Origin of the sequence: Nocardia sp. NPDC046763, assembly GCF_040645495.1 — a bacterium.
GTDB lineage: Bacteria > Actinomycetota > Actinomycetes > Mycobacteriales > Mycobacteriaceae > Nocardia.
In genome coordinates this window covers 99,035-114,194 of the sequence record NZ_JBEYYI010000031.1, presented here as the reverse complement: position 1 = coordinate 114,194, position 15,160 = coordinate 99,035, and the positions used below count along the sequence as shown (strand labels likewise).

General features: G+C 66.2%; 15 protein-coding genes. 10 read left to right on the top strand and 5 right to left on the bottom strand.

Annotated elements, in window-relative coordinates:
- Window positions 1-347: 347 nt before the first annotated feature.
- Window positions 348-854, bottom strand: a complete 507-nt coding sequence (locus ABZ909_RS36280; RefSeq protein ID WP_357009210.1) for a DUF6301 family protein — start codon at window positions 852-854, stop codon at window positions 348-350.
- A 541-nt stretch (window positions 855-1,395) separates the two neighbouring features.
- Here ABZ909_RS36280 and ABZ909_RS36275 point away from each other — a divergent pair.
- Window positions 1,396-2,253 carry an oxygenase MpaB family protein gene (locus ABZ909_RS36275; protein ID WP_357009207.1) on the top strand — a complete coding sequence of 286 codons (858 nt, stop codon included), beginning with the start codon at window positions 1,396-1,398 and terminating at the stop codon, window positions 2,251-2,253.
- A gap of 306 nt (window positions 2,254-2,559) precedes the next feature.
- Here ABZ909_RS36275 and ABZ909_RS36270 read toward each other — a convergent pair whose 3' ends face one another.
- On the bottom strand, window positions 2,560-3,378 hold the full coding sequence (locus ABZ909_RS36270) for an MBL fold metallo-hydrolase (protein ID WP_357009204.1): 819 nt from the start codon (window positions 3,376-3,378) through the stop codon (window positions 2,560-2,562).
- Between the two features lie 113 nt (window positions 3,379-3,491).
- Here ABZ909_RS36270 and ABZ909_RS36265 point away from each other — a divergent pair, with 113 nt between their 5' ends.
- The 3 genes from ABZ909_RS36265 (at window position 3,492) to ABZ909_RS36255 (ending at window position 6,663) form a co-directional block, all read left to right on the top strand.
- Window positions 3,492-4,103, top strand: a complete 612-nt coding sequence (locus ABZ909_RS36265; protein WP_357009201.1) for an XRE family transcriptional regulator — start codon at window positions 3,492-3,494, stop codon at window positions 4,101-4,103.
- 579 nt (window positions 4,104-4,682) lie between these two features.
- Window positions 4,683-5,312 carry a DUF4232 domain-containing protein gene (locus tag ABZ909_RS36260; RefSeq protein WP_357009198.1) on the top strand — a complete coding sequence of 210 codons (630 nt, stop codon included), beginning with the start codon at window positions 4,683-4,685 and terminating at the stop codon, window positions 5,310-5,312.
- A 505-nt stretch (window positions 5,313-5,817) separates the two neighbouring features.
- The gene (locus ABZ909_RS36255) at window positions 5,818-6,663 is read left to right on the top strand and encodes a hypothetical protein (RefSeq protein WP_357009196.1); all 846 of its coding nucleotides are present in this window, start codon (window positions 5,818-5,820) and stop codon (window positions 6,661-6,663) included.
- Between the two features lie 423 nt (window positions 6,664-7,086).
- Here the strand turns inward: ABZ909_RS36255 and ABZ909_RS36250 are convergent, their stop codons facing one another.
- Together ABZ909_RS36250 and ABZ909_RS36245 are read right to left on the bottom strand one after the other, a co-directional pair.
- Window positions 7,087-7,392, bottom strand: a complete 306-nt coding sequence (locus tag ABZ909_RS36250) for a hypothetical protein (RefSeq protein ID WP_357009193.1) — start codon at window positions 7,390-7,392, stop codon at window positions 7,087-7,089.
- Window positions 7,379-7,768, bottom strand: a complete 390-nt coding sequence (locus ABZ909_RS36245; RefSeq protein ID WP_357009191.1) for a hypothetical protein — start codon at window positions 7,766-7,768, stop codon at window positions 7,379-7,381. Before ABZ909_RS36245 ends, ABZ909_RS36250 begins: the two co-directional genes overlap by 14 nt.
- A gap of 231 nt (window positions 7,769-7,999) precedes the next feature.
- On the opposite strand from ABZ909_RS36245, the gene ABZ909_RS36240 reads away from it, so the two are divergent.
- The 3 genes from ABZ909_RS36240 to ABZ909_RS36230 all read left to right on the top strand — a co-directional run bounded on the left by ABZ909_RS36240 (window position 8,000) and on the right by ABZ909_RS36230 (window position 10,605).
- On the top strand, window positions 8,000-8,887 hold the full coding sequence (locus tag ABZ909_RS36240) for a helix-turn-helix transcriptional regulator (RefSeq protein ID WP_357009188.1): 888 nt from the start codon (window positions 8,000-8,002) through the stop codon (window positions 8,885-8,887).
- Entirely contained in the window at window positions 8,884-9,093 is a 210-nt protein-coding gene (locus ABZ909_RS36235) for a DUF397 domain-containing protein (protein WP_357009185.1), read from the top strand. The genes ABZ909_RS36240 and ABZ909_RS36235 overlap by 4 nt, the downstream gene beginning before the upstream one ends.
- 489 nt (window positions 9,094-9,582) lie before the next feature.
- Complete coding sequence (locus ABZ909_RS36230; protein WP_357009182.1) at window positions 9,583-10,605, top strand: TIGR03617 family F420-dependent LLM class oxidoreductase; 1,023 nt, start codon at window positions 9,583-9,585, stop codon at window positions 10,603-10,605.
- Window positions 10,606-10,645: 40 nt separating this feature from the next.
- On the opposite strand, the gene ABZ909_RS36225 is transcribed toward ABZ909_RS36230, so the two are convergent.
- A complete protein-coding gene (locus ABZ909_RS36225; protein WP_357009178.1) occupies window positions 10,646-11,434 on the bottom strand; it encodes a flavodoxin domain-containing protein in 789 nt (262 codons plus the stop codon).
- Window positions 11,435-11,489: 55 nt separating this feature from the next.
- On the opposite strand from ABZ909_RS36225, the gene ABZ909_RS36220 reads away from it, so the two are divergent.
- The 3 genes from ABZ909_RS36220 to ABZ909_RS36210 all read left to right on the top strand — a co-directional run bounded on the left by ABZ909_RS36220 (window position 11,490) and on the right by ABZ909_RS36210 (window position 15,156).
- On the top strand, window positions 11,490-13,106 hold the full coding sequence (locus tag ABZ909_RS36220) for an AAA family ATPase (protein ID WP_357009175.1): 1,617 nt from the start codon (window positions 11,490-11,492) through the stop codon (window positions 13,104-13,106).
- 240 nt (window positions 13,107-13,346) lie between these two features.
- Window positions 13,347-13,976: a DUF2267 domain-containing protein gene (locus tag ABZ909_RS36215; RefSeq protein WP_357009172.1), complete on the top strand. Its 630-nt coding sequence runs from the start codon at window positions 13,347-13,349 to the stop codon at window positions 13,974-13,976.
- 28 nt (window positions 13,977-14,004) lie between these two features.
- Window positions 14,005-15,156, top strand: a complete 1,152-nt coding sequence (locus ABZ909_RS36210) for a site-2 protease family protein (protein ID WP_357009169.1) — start codon at window positions 14,005-14,007, stop codon at window positions 15,154-15,156.
- Window positions 15,157-15,160: the final 4 nt, after the last annotated feature.

Here is a 15,160-nt window from a genome sequence, read left to right as displayed (position 1 = left end):
GGGCAGACCAGCGGCTACCTCATACCCGAAACCCGCTGGTCTGCACGCCTCCGGCGCGCAGACCAGCCCGAAACCCGGGTCCATGGATCGAGGCTAAGTGCGTCGGCAGATTCGGGGCTACCGGATTTGCGACGGCACCTTCCGGATTTGCGACAGAGAAGCATGAGCCTCGGCGGAATCGCTGTGCGCCGTGACATACGCGGTCTGGCCTGGTCGTTGTAATCACCGACGTCAGGACGCTTTTCGTCATGTGTGGGGCGTAATTGCCGATTACATGACGGTGAGGAGCCGAATGTTGCCACCTGGGTGGAAACATCGTCGCGAAAGCGTCAGTCCGCTCAATGACCTCACGGAGTATCTAGGTCGTGGTCACGTTGAGCGATGATGTACTCGTCGATGTAGTCCTGCTCCGCTTGATAAGAGGGACTGGCCAATAGCACATGGCAATCACGTGCAGAGCCGCACACACTGACTACGACGGTCGGCAGGTCCCAACGTAGTTCGCGGAATCGGCCGTCTTTGCGTTGATTCGGTGCATACAAGTGCGCCCGGAGACGGTCGCACAGCTGGGTGAACCACATCCCGGGCAGCGGGCTGGTTGCAGCTTCTTGCTTACCGAGCCGGTCTGTCACATCAATACTGATGTACCTGACCCGTTCGCCGTCGACATAAGCCTGCGATTCAGGACGATCGATGGCGAGATCGGTTGTCATGATGACGCGGCGGGATCCGCGCTCCTCGACCGTCCAGCCCGTCAGTTCGCAAAACCTGTCCAGATCAGCCAGCGTCCACGACCAATCGAACCTGGTGGCCAACCGCACGACATCCGCAGCCCGATCAAGATCAGCACGCATCGTCGAATCCTCGGAGAACATACGGAACTGCGCGCCATTGGATCACAGATGAACATCCGCTCCTGCCGCATACCGCGCTGACCGAACTGGCCAGCGCGGGGCAACCGAAGATCAACGGGCAGACTGCCGTACGGCCGTCGGCTGTGCGCGCTCATGCCGAGTTCCGTGCGACCGGTGCAATCCCTCACAATCCGGCGTAGAGCAGCAATTTCACGCCAATTCCTCAGCTGTAGTGCACATTTAGAACAGTTGGGTTGGCCGTTCATGCCCGCATGGCAGCGCACTCTCCTGGCGCATACCGCGCTGACCGAACCGGCCAGCGCGGGGCATCGGAAGATCAACTGACCGTACCGATCCGACGCCGGCGGAACGTCCGCTACTGCCGATGAACGTGCAGTTTTCCGGTCGAACGAAGTCGTCGGCGACCTCACTACCGCATGCGTTCGCAGGGGGCGGCGGGGTTGCTCGATACCGATCACGATGAGAAGATGAGTGCAAAATCTTCTCGCACTATCAAGACGGTTCTCGATGAGGAGACCCCATGACCGCGCCCGCGTTCCCACCCGACCCGACCTCGAACGAGACCGCCGCCGAGTTCAATCTGGGCAGCCGCCCAGCCGGGATCGCTGCCCTGCTCAGCGGCAACGCGAACGTCATCATGCAGTTATCGCACCGCCCCGTCGCCTACGGGGTGATGGAAAGCCGCGTCGAAGGTGGGCAGGGTAAGCGGCACCCGATCAAACGAGCCCGCACCACCCTGTCGTTCTTGGCGGTCGCCATTCTGGGCACCGACAACGACCGCGAATACATGCGGGCCGAAATAGACCGCCAGCATCGGATGGTGCGCTCGACCACGGACAGCCCGGTCAAATACAACGCGTTCGATCCGCAGCTGCAATTGTGGGTCGCGGCATGCTTGTACTGGGGAGCCGCGGACGCGATCACCAAGATCTGCGGGCCGTTCACCGATGCCGAAGCCGAAGCGTTCTATCGCCTCGGCGCCCGATTCGGCACCACCCTGCAGGTCCGCCCCGGAATGTGGCCGCCGGACCGGGTCACATTCGAAAAATACTGGGCCACAGGGCAAGACATGATCGTGGTCGACGACACCGCTCGCGAATGGCTCTACGATTTGGCGACCATCGGCTACCTTCCATTGCCGATCCGAGCGCTATTCGGTCCGATCGTGCTGTTCTTCACCACCGGGTTCCTGCCGCCTCGCTTCCGGCGAGCCATGCGCCTCGACTGGTCCGATCGCCAACAGCGGCGATTCGAGCGAATCCTGCACATCATCGACCTCACCACCCGCCCGCTTCCCTCAGTGGTGAAGCTGTTCCCCTTCAACCTGCTCCTGTGGGATGTGCGCCGACGCGCCCGCCACGCACTTCCGATCACCTGAGGGCAGCGCACGACCTCCACTGACGTCGACCTTCGAATATCCGGTCATGCCGCTGATCCCGCTGATCGAACCGGTCAGCGCGCCGCCGTCGGCGGCCGAAACCTGTTGCGGCGCAGAACGTCCGCGGCTGCCGGTGAGCGATCAGAATGTAGGCCCGCCTTGGACCGGGGCGGCGGTAGTGGTTGAGGCGGGCTTGGTGCTGGCGGCGGCGTCGCCAGCGTCTTCAGCGTGGTCGTCGGGTTCCCTTTTGCGGCAAGTGTTTTCGATGCCGCCATCGCGAGCGCGGCCCGGAGCCGACAGGCTCGGTCAGCCGATCGGTGGTGCGAGGTATTCCAGCGCATAGCCATCGCCGGAGGGGGTTATGCGGGCGATGCCGGGCGAGTCGAGGTGGGCACCGGCTACGAAATGGTTTGGGCGGGTGAGTTGTTCGAGGAGGGCCGCGCGGGCGGCGCGGGCCTGGGACTGGTTGCCGTCGAACTCCCAGGACACGTTCGGCTGATCGAACTGGAGCGTGGGGACGTGGACGGTGTCGCCCCAGACGAGCAGATGCCCGGTGGCGCTGCCGATGTCGTAGACGGTGTGGCCGGGGGTGTGGCCCGGTGTCGGGATCGCGGTGGTCCAGTCGTTGATCGCGACCTGCTCCGAGACGGGGATGACCCGCTCGCGGATCGGCTCGAGTCGTCCGGTGAACACCGTGGTGTCGCCCGCGCCGATCCAGACGCGTTCGAGCTTCGGGAACGCCTGTGAGCCGTCCGGCGCGATCAGGCCGCTCACGTGGTCCTCGTGGTTGTGGGTGATGGCCACGTCGGTGATGTGCGCGCGGTCGATGCCGGCTTCGTCGAGCGCGTCGTAGATCAATCCCATGGTGGGGTCGTGCCAGTTGTCGGACGCGCCGGTGTCGATGAGAACCGATCGCGTGCCGTCGGTGACGAAGAAGGCGTTGACCGACAGCCGCAAGTTGTCGCCGACCAGCGGCACGGCGGCCGGCAGCTCACCGAGTACGCACCCATGCTCGTCGCGGAGCCGTGTCGGCGGCATGTCGATGTACCCGTCTCGCAACGAGATCACCCGCAGGTCACCGAATTCGAACGTGGCATGGTGCTGGCCACTCGAGATCAAACGCATGGAACCTCCGTCGTGTCGGCGCATTTCGCGTGCTTCTCTGATAGAAGACTTAGATCTTCTTTAGGAGAACCCTACACTGTGGGCAGCAAGGTATCCATCGATCGAGGAGCAGGGTGGTCGAGCAAGACGGAAACGCGGCCGAACCACAGCACAGTGACGACCTGGCCGGCGCGTTCGGCGCTAACGTGCGGCGACGCCGCGAGGAGGCGGGCCTGACGCTGGAGCAGCTGTCGACACGGTCGTCGGTCAGCAGGGCGATGCTGTCCAAGGTCGAACGCGGTGAGAAGAGCCCGACGATCGGCGTCGCGTCCAGGATCGCCCACGCGCTCGACACATCGCTCTCGGACCTGATCGGTGGGGCAACTGCTGCCGCGTCTGGAGTGGCCGTTGTCCTGCGCAAGAACGATCGCCCCGTTTTCCGTGACCCGGAAACCGGCTTCGAACGGCACATGGTGTCAGCGGCCCCGGGCGCGGGAGGAGGCGAGATGGTCGTCCACTACCTCCCCGCACAGGTCTCTACCGGGCTGCTGCCCGCGTATCCGCCGGGTACGGAGAAACAACTCGTAGTGCTCGAAGGCACCCTCACCGTCGCGATCGGCGGAATCAGCGAGACACTGAACACCGGCGACTCCCTGTTCCTCCAGGCCGACGCGGACCACGGCTTCGCCAACCGAACGAACACTCCCTGCGAATACATCATGGTCATCTCGCGCAGAATGGGGTAGGCACGGTGCCCGGCGAGGCATGGCCGCTCCCCTGGGCCGACACGCCTGTTCCCACTCGTCGCTGGTTGTCACGACCTAACGGGTCTGGTTGCCATCCAGGCTTCAACAAGATCCACGAAACGCGCTGTAATCAGCGTAAGGCGTTTTGTGGCAAGCGGTTCGGTCGGTGTCTCGGCCTGTCGTCGTCCTGGCACAGCAGTGACGACCACTGGACCTTGGAGCTGATCCGATGCTGGTGGGCCGAGCGTGCTCGCCTGGCGGAATGGATAGACCGTGCCGATCGGGCGTGGTCGGCCAGCGACCGGGAAGACGAGCGCGAGTGCACAGGCTTGGGGCGTGGCCGTGGTCGCTTCGTCCGGTGCGCGATTTCGGCCACTCCGTCTGGCCGAAGCCTGCCCGCTGGTCGACGGAGTGCGGGTGGTCGAATCGCCGCCGGCCTGCGTCCCCATTTCGCCGACACGGTGTTACGTTCGCGGGCGCATCATCCGATAGCCAGGTACAGCACCGTCATTCGCGGTGCTGACGGTACATGGGATCCGAATCACGTTGTGGTGGTTGGGATCAGATGTGGAGGGACCGATGACAGCCCTGAAGACCACCACCGCAGCGCTGCTGGCGGTCGGCACACTGGCACTGGCGGGATGTGGGACCGACAACACCGGTGCCTCCCCGTCGACTGTCACCGTGTCTGAAACCGCAACTGCGACACCCACCGCGGCCGACGGCGGCACACCTGCCCCGGGCACCACCACTTCCGCAGACACCGGCGGTACGTCGACCGGCCCCGCGCTGTGCCGCGCCGCCGATCTGAAGCTGTCCAAGGGCCGGTCCGACGGAGCAGCGGGTAGCTCGTACACCCCGCTCATCTTCAAGAATGCCGGCATGCATCCCTGCACCCTGACCGGATTCCCCGGCGTCTCGTTCGCCAACAGCCGCACCGGCGACCCGATCGGAGCCCCTGCCGATCGAGACAAGCCGAAGCCGACGGTCACCCTGGGGATCAACGAGAAAGCCTCCGCCGTACTCCGCATCACCGCTGCCGGGAATTACGGCGACAAATGCCAGCAGGTCACTGCCGCCGGCCTGCGGATCTACCCGCCGGACAACACGGAGTCGTTCTTCCTGACCTGGGAGACAAGCGCCTGTACCAACACCGATGTCCACCTGCTGGAGATCTCGTCGCTCGTACCGGGCGAGACCGGGAACTGACCTTCAGTTGTAGACGTGATGACCTGGCCCCATGATTTCGGTCCGGGTGATGTGGCCGCTGGGACCGGTCCACACTCGCGAGAGCGGAGGCAGAGTGACCCATGGGAGGTCACTGTGCCGAAGTCATATTCGCCGTCCTCGCGTCGTCAGATGTCTGCGCAACGCGTAGCGGCGAACCCGTCGCTGAGATCGCCTCGGAGACAGGCATTTCGCCGGCAACGTTGTTCCGCTCGAAGGCCCGGGCGCTGATCGACGCGGGAGAGCGCCTGACCGAACCGGCCACCGCGCGGCGCGCACCGGCGGCCGGAACCTGGTGCGGCGCAGAACGTCCGGCGATGAGAGAGCATTTCATGCGCGCATTGCAGACGCACGCGGGTCCGGTCGTTTATCGCGCCTGCACACGGCATTCGCTGGCTGGCCCGATTTCCACCCGCCGGCCATAGCGGGGCCGCCGGATCGCACACAGAATGGAAAGGGTTGTCGGACTCGAGTCGAAGGAACCTCCGTGCCCAGCTCCGTCGCCCTGACACGATCCGCAAGCATCATTCCTGGTCGCGCCCTCGCCGTGCTGACCGCCCTCGCACTGGTCCTCACCACCGCCCTCGTTCTCGCCCCGGCCTGGCTGGCCGACAGCGGTCCGAGCGACTTCGCCGACCAGCACAAGCTCCGCCGAGCTTTACGTGACGGCTTCGTCGCGTACTGGAATTCCGGCAACCGGACTCACCCGCCCGCCCTGATCAGCGTGATCAACTACTGGTTCCGCTACCACGTGGCCAAGGGCGCGATCGCGGCTGTCCTGCTCATCGTGCTCATCGCTTTGGCTACGCTGCTCTGGAAGGCGTACCTGCGCGCCGGTGGTCTCGGCGCAGCTCAGCAGTACGCCCTGGTGACAGCGGGCACCCTGGTCAGCTTATTCGCACTGGCGGCGCTGCTGACCGTGATCGCGAACATCCAAGGGGCAGTAGCACCGTTCTCCTCCCTGCTGCCGATGTTGCCGTCCGGCGCGAACGACCCACAGCTCGCCGCCACCTTCGACCAGATCCGGCAGCAGCTGACCGAGGCCACCGGCGCCGCGCCACCAGTGAACGACATGGTCAGCGATTTCACCCGCTACCACGTCACTATGGCCATCATCGCCGCAATTCTGGCGACCACCGCCCTCGGCCTCACCGCGGTGTCGTGGAAACGGTTTGCACGGTCCGCCGACACCCGGACAAGACGCATCCTGTGCGGGTCCGGCATCGTCACCGCCTTGTTGTCACTGGCCTCGATCGTCCTGCTGACAGCAAACACAACATCGGCAATGCACTCGACCTCAGCGTTGTCCGCCTTCTTCAACGGCGGCTGGTGAGGTATCCGCGGGCCGAACCGCCGCGGGTGACGACGAAGCAGTCAGCGGTACAACGCATTCCTGCACTCCTGTCGGTAGCTTTCAGACGTTGGAATGTATCCGCGACCGACACTCATCGGACCGCGCAAACATGCTCCGACACCCGCACCGCTTCCCGCGCGGATCCAAGCGGCTGCGCCGGACAGCGCCAGGGACACGGGCCCACGGGTTTTGGGAGTTTGATCGGGGGCGAACGCTTCGGCAGGTCGCCCGGCTGCGAGTGTGCCTGTTGTCGGTCCCGAGGGAGGCGACCGTGCCCGTAGGGTGCGCTGGGAATCCGCACGGACGCATGGAGATTCAAGCCCGCGACACGAAAGACGCCGGACCGGTTGCCGACCGTGATGGCGGCCTCGCCGCGGGAGCCGCCTCGTCGGCGAAACCGGCTCAGTTCATGTTCATGGTGTGGCGTTCGATCACGTCCTCGACCGGGCGGCCGCGTTCACCGGAATCCGACGGTTCGGCGCCGTCGAAGATGGCGTCGAGGACTGAGGCGTGGTCGAGGGTGGCGGGCATGCGGTGGGAGGCACGGGCGCTGACGATGACCGCGTGCAGGACGGCCGCGTAGATGAGCGAACGGGGCGCGGTCAACCGCCAGCCGCAGCGCTCGCGGTCGCGCAGCCGGGCTTCGACGGTGTCGAGCACATCCTGAATGACCTGGATCTCGATCCGGTCGGGGTCATCGCAGGGCATGGCGACCTCCGAAAAACAGTGCGCCACACCCGAACACGGCGATCCGCAACACGGTGAAAAGCGACCTGCGATGACCGACCGGCACCCGTGCCGCACGCGGGTCGAGAACCATGCGCCCGGCCACGACCAGCGCGGTCCGCGCCCGCCACCGCACCCAGCAGCTGTCCACCCCGCATCCGAGATGCAGCTGCATTGCGGTATGCGCTTGTCCGGCAGTCAATGTGCCGGGATCGTCATAGCACGACCACAGCCCACGCACCGCATACCCGGCCGCGGCGACATCGGCCTCGGCGTGCTCTGTGTCAGCGGTTTGCTGCTTCTCACGTTCGATGCGGTCGATGATCGCCTGCACCGACCACAAATTGTTTCTGGACATCATCGACCCCCTGCTCGTCGGGCGGCTATGGCGCGCCATGCATTTGGAGAACCAAAGGGTGTGGTTCCTTGGCGGGCATGAGATCAGGACACCACCGATGTGCTGGCGAGACAGCGAATTCGGACGTTCCGATCACGATTGTTTCGATTGGCCAGGACGGGGTCCGCGCCCGGTGTACAGTCTGTTCCGCGATGGCGCGTGTTCCGTTCCGAAAATTCCCAGGATGCACACATGACCAGCGATGACGAACCCTCGACACTGCCCAGGCGGCAACTGGGCAGGTTCCTGCGCGAGGCCCGCGACAGCCGTGGATTCTCGATGGATCGGGCGGCTCGCCTGGTAGAGCTGAGCAAGACCGCGTTGCACCGCATCGAGACCGGTGGCGTGAAAAAGCTTCGCATCCGCGACATCCGAGCCTTGTGCGAGCTGTACGAGGTCACGCCTGCCGACACCGATCGGGCCGTCGAACTTGCCAAGCAAGCGCAGGTCACCTCCTGGTACACCGCATTCGGCGGTCTCTACAGCGACTCGACGTTCAACATGTACGTGGGACTGACCGCCTCCGCGCGGCAGCTGATCGCCTACCACGAGATCGTTCTTGGGCTGGTCCAAACCGCCGACTACGCCCGTGCGTTGATCAGCACGTTCTATAACGACAGCAGCCGGGAAGACATCGAACGCCGAGTCGAGTTGCGGCTCAAACGGCAAACGATCATCACCCGCAAAGCCGACCCGGTGAAGCTCGAGCTGCTGATTCACGAGTCGGCACTGCACCGGATGATCGGCGGCCCGCGCATTATGGCCGCGCAGTTGCAGCACCTGGCCGAGATCAGCAAGCTGCCCAACGTCTCGCTGCGCGTTCACCCGTTCACGAGCGGATGCAGCCGAGGTCTGTTACACGGGCCCTTCGTAATTCTCGAATTCGGGGACGTCAACACTCACCCGAGTGAACCGCCCCTCGTCTATCTCGAAGGAGCCGGCAAACCGGACATCTACATGGAGAACAACGATGATGTGCGGCGCTACCATGAAATCGCCTCCGCCATAAGAGAAACCGCATTGAATGAGACAGCAACGCGAGACCTGCTCAGACGGGTAGCAAGGAGTCACACCACATGAACATCGACCTGTCCGGAGCCCATTGGTTCAAGAGCAGCCGCAGCAGCGGACAAACCGACTGCGTCGAAGTGGCCTGGCTGACCGGAGGCACGGTCGGAGTTCGTGACTCGAAGAACCCGACCGGCCCCGCCCTCGTCTTCGCCCCCGGCGAATGGGATGCCTTCGCCACCGGCATCATTCGAGGGGACTTCAACGGCCCGGCCTGAGGGCCGATCAGTGCCAAGTGTGGGAAAGAACCCCGTCCGTCCGGGCGGCATCATCTGCGCTGGGTTCGTGAAGCGATCGAGGCGTTCGAACGCGAACATTCCCTCGTGCGCCACTCGTGCCGTCCGCGCTGGCCACCGGTGGCGTGAATCCCGAAGCGATCGAGACCATCATCCGCGGATAGCAAATGCCCGCCCGGGCCGCGCTGAAAGAAAGTGCCGCCCGGGCGGGCGCTAACCCTTTGCGCGCCGACGCGGTGTTGTTGGGAGTGTCGGCACCGAGAAACCTATCGCGGCAGTCGCATTCCATCGATGACGCACGGTGCCGCTCATGCGACAGTATGTGCCGGTGCTGACCTGCGCGGTTCCACTTGGTGGCCTCGCCGCCGGAATCGTTCGAGGGGACTTCGACGGCCCGGCCCGAGGACCGTTGAAGCAATGCGCCCGCTACCGTCTGCGGTGAGAACGCACCGACGCCGAGGAAGACGGTCGATGAAAGTCTATGCAGCCCTGGATCCGCGCCTGCCGCTGTCCGAAGTGCCACGGGTGGCGCGGCGGGTGGAGGACCTCGGATTCGATGGGCTTCACATCCCCGAGACGATCCACGACTCGTTCGCAGTCGCGCTGCTGGCGGCGGAGCACACCAGCCGGATCACCCTGCGCACCGCGATCACGCTGGCCTTCGTCCGGAGCCCGACCCTGGTCGCGTACAACGCCTGGGATCTCGCGAAGTTCTCCGGCGGACGCTTCGAACTGGGGCTCGGAACCCAGATCAAGCAGAACATCGAAGGCCGTTTCGGGATGCCGTGGACCGAACCCGTCGCCCGGATCGGGGAGTACCTGACCGTGCTGCGAGAGCTGTTCGCCGCGTTCGCATCCGGCGATTCGATCCATTTCGAGGGCGACAGCTACCGGCTGACCCGGTTGCAGCCCTACTTCAACCCGGGTCCCGACGACATCGCCCCGCCACCGATCCTGCTCGGTGCGGTCAATGCCGGCATGTGCCGCGTCGCAGGACAACTCGCCGACGGCGTGATCACCCACTCCACCAACTCCGATCCGGGGTATCTGCGCGACATCGTCCAGCCCGCATTGCAGGCGGGCGCCGCGGAACGCTCACGCCAAGTCCCCGGAATCATCGCCGCGGTCCCGATCGCCACGGGCGCCACGGCAGCCGAGGTGGCACGCGACCGTGAGCGGCAGCGACGGCTGCTCGCCTTCCTCTATTCCACCCCTTCGTACCGGCCAACGCTCATCCGCCTCGGTCTGCCCGAATTGTTCGACCGCCTACGCGAATTGGCGAAAGCGCAACGCTGGGAACAATTCCCCGACGTGGTCACCGACGACGTCCTCGATGCACTGCTCGTCTGCGGCGACTACGACGCCCTGCCGGACCTCGTGTCCGACCGCTACGCCGGCCTCGTCCAGGGCATCGTCCTACCGGCACCCGCAGCCGAGAACACCCGCTTGATGCACGCGATCGAGTCCCTCCGAGCGTCGTCGGCCAGGCGGTGATCGCGACACCACGTGCCCGTGCGCTATGACCGCCGCAGCGCTATGACCGCCGCGGCTGTTGCTGATCGGCTATGTAGTCGCGGATGATCGCCAGCGAGGCGCCCGCTCGCGAGATCCGGGAGGGCTCGGCGGCGGACGGCTTCGGTTGTGCGGAACGCGCATGGAATCCGGCGGCCACGTCGGCGGCCCATTTGCCGATGTCGTCCCAATTCCGCAGGTCCGTGGGCGGGAGCACGTGCAAGGGCGAGCCGGGCAGTTTCCGCATCAAGCGGTCGAGGCCGCGCAGGGCTCCGGGGTCCCAGCGACCGCCGAACAACGCGACGCCGAAGGGCTTGAGCCAGTCGTAGCGTGCGAGCAAGCTGTCGAGCTGCGAACGGACCTCGGTTTCGGGCCGACTCGGTTCGACCTGCCCGATCGCGAAGACGGCGACATCACGGTGCGCGAGTATCGGACCGAATCGGCTGAGGAAGTGGCGGGCCGCCCGCGGCCAGCGGCCGTAGTAGAAGGGGGCGCCGAGGACGACGCCGCGGTAGTCGTCGATGGTGCGGAGGTCGCGCATGGCGCGGCAGTCCACGTCGAATCCCGACTCGCGCAGTGTCTTCGCGATCTGCTCGGCGATCTCCTCGGTGGCGCCATAGCGGGTCGCGTAGGCGACCAGAATCCGGCCTTTCATGATGTTCTCCCTGGTATCGCCGGGTTCGTCGTCGACGCCACGATCGACATCGGCGGCCTCGGTTCGGTAGGAGGTTCTGACACAGCTGATTTCACGTGCATCGGGCGCCATTCGATAGGGCATCGGGTAGTCCGGCGGCGGGACCGTTGTCGTCACGGTGGGGACCGAAGTCCTCTGTTTTCCCCGGCCCGGCGCGCGGAGCGTTGGAGGCATGGACACGAACGCCGCCACCTCACGTCCTGTCGTCGAGCCCGACGACATGCGACAGCGGTCGAGCCGCGCCGTGGCCGCCGAGCACCCGCACAGGGGGACCCTGCACGGTGCGCTCGCCGCGGAGCTGCGGGAAACGCACACCGGGCTGGTAGTGCTGTTCGAGGATCGGGCATACAAGGTGAAGAAGCCCGTCGTCACCGACTTCCTCGATTTCGCAACGACCGAGGCCCGGGAACATGCGTTGCGCCGCGAACTCGAATTGAATCGGCGCTGGGCGCCCGATGTCTACCTCGGCCTGGCCCATCTCACCGGTCCGCTCGACGGTCCCGGTGAACCCGTGCTGATCATGCGGCGTATGCCGGAATCTCGGCGGTTGAGCACGCTGGCCACCTGCGGCGAGATCGGCCGGGCGGAACTGTCCGAGCTGGCGACGGTGGTGGCCCAATTCCATCGCACCGCCATCCGGAGCAGCACGATCGATCAGGCGGGAACGGCACCGGCCCTGCGGCAGCGCTGGCGAATCCTGTTGCGCGGACCTCGATCCCATCCGCTCAGCGCGCTCGATCCCCTACTGGTCGACCGTATCGAGCGGCTGGCCATGCGTTTCATCGACGGCCGGGCGCCGCTGCTGGCCGAACGCATCGTGGGCGGCCGGATTCTGGATGGGCACGGCGATCTGCTGGCCGAAGACATCTTCGCGCTTCCCGACGGCTTCCGGATCCTGGACTGCCTCGACTTCGACGATTCCCTCCGCGCTGTCGACGGCCTCGACGATGCCGCCTTCCTGGCGATGGATCTGGAGTTCCTCGGCCGACCGCAGCTCGCCGAGGACTTTCTCACCGACTACCTGAACGCGGCCGGGGATTCACCGCCGGCCTCGCTGCGTCACCACTACATCGCCTACCGGGCCATGGTGCGGGCCAAGACGGACCATATCCGGGCTGCGCAGGGCGACGAGAGGTTCGTCGGTCACGCTGTCCGGCACCTGGATCTCGCGGTGCGGCACCTGGCGGTCGGCGCGGTACGGCTGGCACTTGTCGGCGGCCTGCCCGGGACCGGAAAGTCAACCGTGGCAACTCGTCTCGCACAGATCACCGACGCCGAGGTGATCTCGAGCGACACCGTGCGAGCCCGGCTCCGCGCCTCGGGAGCGATCACCGGTGCGCGCGGCGTCCTCGACGCCGGGGCCTACCGGCCCGACGCGAGAGCACTGGTGTACACCCACATGCTGGAACTGGCACGGCAGCGCCTCGCGCTCGGCGTCTCGGTGATACTCGACGCCTCCTGGATCGATGCCGCCGAACGGGCCCGCGCCCACGCACTCGCGGCGCGGGCCCACGCCGAGATGATCCCGCTGCGCTGTGAGTGCCCGCCACAGCTGTCCGCCACGCGCATCCGCACGCGCCGCCCCGGCGATTCCGAGGCCACCCCCGATATCGCCCATGCACTGGCCACGACCAGCTCTCCATGGCCGGACGCGACAACCGTGGATACGACCACCCCGATCGATGCCACTATCGCCCAGGCCTTGCGCGGGTGGAACGCGGTAGGACGTTCCGCGAGTTCACCCGACGCGCAATCGGATTCCATCGATCTGCCGAACCGTGGCGGCTGATCCGCATGAGAACCGACACCGATGCTCGCGCGGCCGGAACGCCCGGCAACGTGACCAGCGTCGGCAGGTCCGCCGGATCCGGCGATCGCGACCCCGGAACCGGCAGGGCGCAAAGACCATCGCGGCGGTGACCTCTGTCGTCGGCGCGGTGGCACCAGTCCTCTGCCATCGGGCCTGCGGAGAGCGCAGGCTCGACCTATCACCCGAGTGCCCACTCATCTCCCGAAAGGTCGTGTCGCCATGAGCCATCACACCGATCCGCTCGCACCGAGCGTGCACACCGCACACGAATGGCTGGCGGCCGTTGCCCAGGCCATGGACACCGAGGATCGATTCCTCGCCCATCGCGCCCTGCGCGCGTGGCTGCACACCGTGCGCGACCGCCTGGGCGTCAATGCCGCCGCGCATCTCAGTGCCCAGTTGCCCGAGCTGCTGCGCGGCATGTTCTACGAGGGCTGGATGCCGGCTCACGTGCCGGTCCCTCGCGATGTGCCGTCATTCCTCGCCCAATTCGCCCATGCCGCAGGCGTCACTCCCGAGGAGGCCGTGTCGCTGGTGGGGGTGGTGACCGATGCCCTCGCCGACCAGTTCTCTCCCGGTCAGCTCGACCATGTGCTGGCGCAGCTGCCGGTGGCGCTGCGCTTCGTCCTGCTCGGCACCGATCTGGCGGCGGCCCTCACACAGCCGGACCGGACACAGACCGAAGACTTCGAACGGCGCCTGACCGCGCTCACCGAGGCCGTCACCGCACTCGTGCACGGTCTCGAGTTTCCCGCGGACGCCGGACCGGACGACCACGGCGGATTCTCGGCCGCACAACAGGCCCACCGGATCCTGCTCGCCCAGGGGCTGACCGGGTCCGAACACTGATCCGACCGGCACGACAGACGAGGACACCATGCAGATCCGATCCACTGTCCCACTCGGAAGAATCGCCGGCATCCGCATCGGCGCGCACTGGTCGGCGGCCGTCACCGTGGCGCTCTTCACGTGGATACTCGCCACCTTCCTCCGTGGCACCGCCGGCGCCGGAGTCATCTGGGCGGCGGCGATCATCGGCGCGCTCGGATTGATCGCCTGCCTGCTCGCACACGAGCTGGCCCACTCGATCGTGGCCACCCGCAATGGGGTTCATGTCGAACGCATCGTGCTGTGGCTGCTCGGCGGGGCGTCCGAGCTGACCGACGAGCCCAAGGATGCCCGGACCGACCTCCGGGTCGCGCTGGTCGGCCCCGCCACCAGCCTGATTCTCGGCGTGATGATCTACGGCGCGGCGGTCGTGTCGTCGGTCTTCTCCCCCGGCGGCCCGGTCACCGAAACTCTCGTCTGGCTCGGCACCGTGAATGTGGTTCTCGCCGTATTCAATATGCTGCCGGGCGCGCCCCTCGACGGTGGGCGCGTCGTCCGGGCGGTGATCTGGCGGCGCAGCGGCGACCGCCTGCGTGCCGAGACCGCGGCCGCCCGCACCGGCCAGGTCCTGGGCATGACCCTGGGCGGCATCGGCAGCGCCGAGATCATCGCGTTCCGCGACTTCGGCGGCCTGTGGCTGATACTGCTCGGCTTGTTCCTCTACAGCGCCGCCAACAGCGAGCTGACCCTGGCGGGCCTGCGACATGGTCTGGACGCCACCACCATCGGCGACATCATGACCCCCGCACCGCGGATGGCCGACGCCGCATGGACCCTCGACCAGCTCCTCCGATCCGACCTCGTCTACACCCACCACCACGTCTTCCCGGTCGTCGACCAGGACGGCCACCCGTGCGCCGTACTGGCCTGGGCCGATCTCCTGCGTACCCGCACACGTCCGCACCCCGGTCTCCGGGTCGCGGACATCGCCCGCCCACTCCCCCCGGCCGCGATCGCTCGCGCCGACGATCTGCTCGCCGACGTCATCTCCCGAATCGTCCTGCGCCCCAACCTCGATGCCGTCGCCGTCACCGACCCCACCGGCCGCCTCACCGGCCTCGTGACCGCTACCGACCTCGCCCTGGCCTGCAACCGCTCCGCCTTGGGGCTCCCGACCCACCCCTCGACCAACACGCACTGAACCA

Bases quoted from the DNA above. Each gene is read 5' to 3' on its own strand.
- ABZ909_RS36230 (WP_357009182.1), top strand. From the start codon at position 9,583: ATGAAAGTCTATGCAGCCCTGGATCCGCGCCTGCCGCTGTCCGAAGTG.
- ABZ909_RS36235 (WP_357009185.1), top strand. From the start codon at position 8,884: ATGAACATCGACCTGTCCGGAGCCCATTGGTTCAAGAGCAGCCGCAGC.
- ABZ909_RS36220 (WP_357009175.1), top strand. From the start codon at position 11,490: ATGGACACGAACGCCGCCACCTCACGTCCTGTCGTCGAGCCCGACGAC.
- ABZ909_RS36270 (WP_357009204.1), bottom strand. From the start codon at position 3,378: ATGCGTTTGATCTCGAGTGGCCAGCACCATGCCACGTTCGAATTCGGT.
- ABZ909_RS36260 (WP_357009198.1), top strand. From the start codon at position 4,683: ATGACAGCCCTGAAGACCACCACCGCAGCGCTGCTGGCGGTCGGCACA.
- ABZ909_RS36240 (WP_357009188.1), top strand. From the start codon at position 8,000: ATGACCAGCGATGACGAACCCTCGACACTGCCCAGGCGGCAACTGGGC.
- ABZ909_RS36275 (WP_357009207.1), top strand. From the start codon at position 1,396: ATGACCGCGCCCGCGTTCCCACCCGACCCGACCTCGAACGAGACCGCC.
- ABZ909_RS36280 (WP_357009210.1), bottom strand. From the start codon at position 854: ATGCGTGCTGATCTTGATCGGGCTGCGGATGTCGTGCGGTTGGCCACC.
- ABZ909_RS36250 (WP_357009193.1), bottom strand. From the start codon at position 7,392: ATGCCCTGCGATGACCCCGACCGGATCGAGATCCAGGTCATTCAGGAT.
- ABZ909_RS36245 (WP_357009191.1), bottom strand. From the start codon at position 7,768: ATGTCCAGAAACAATTTGTGGTCGGTGCAGGCGATCATCGACCGCATC.
- ABZ909_RS36210 (WP_357009169.1), top strand. From the start codon at position 14,005: ATGCAGATCCGATCCACTGTCCCACTCGGAAGAATCGCCGGCATCCGC.
- ABZ909_RS36215 (WP_357009172.1), top strand. From the start codon at position 13,347: ATGAGCCATCACACCGATCCGCTCGCACCGAGCGTGCACACCGCACAC.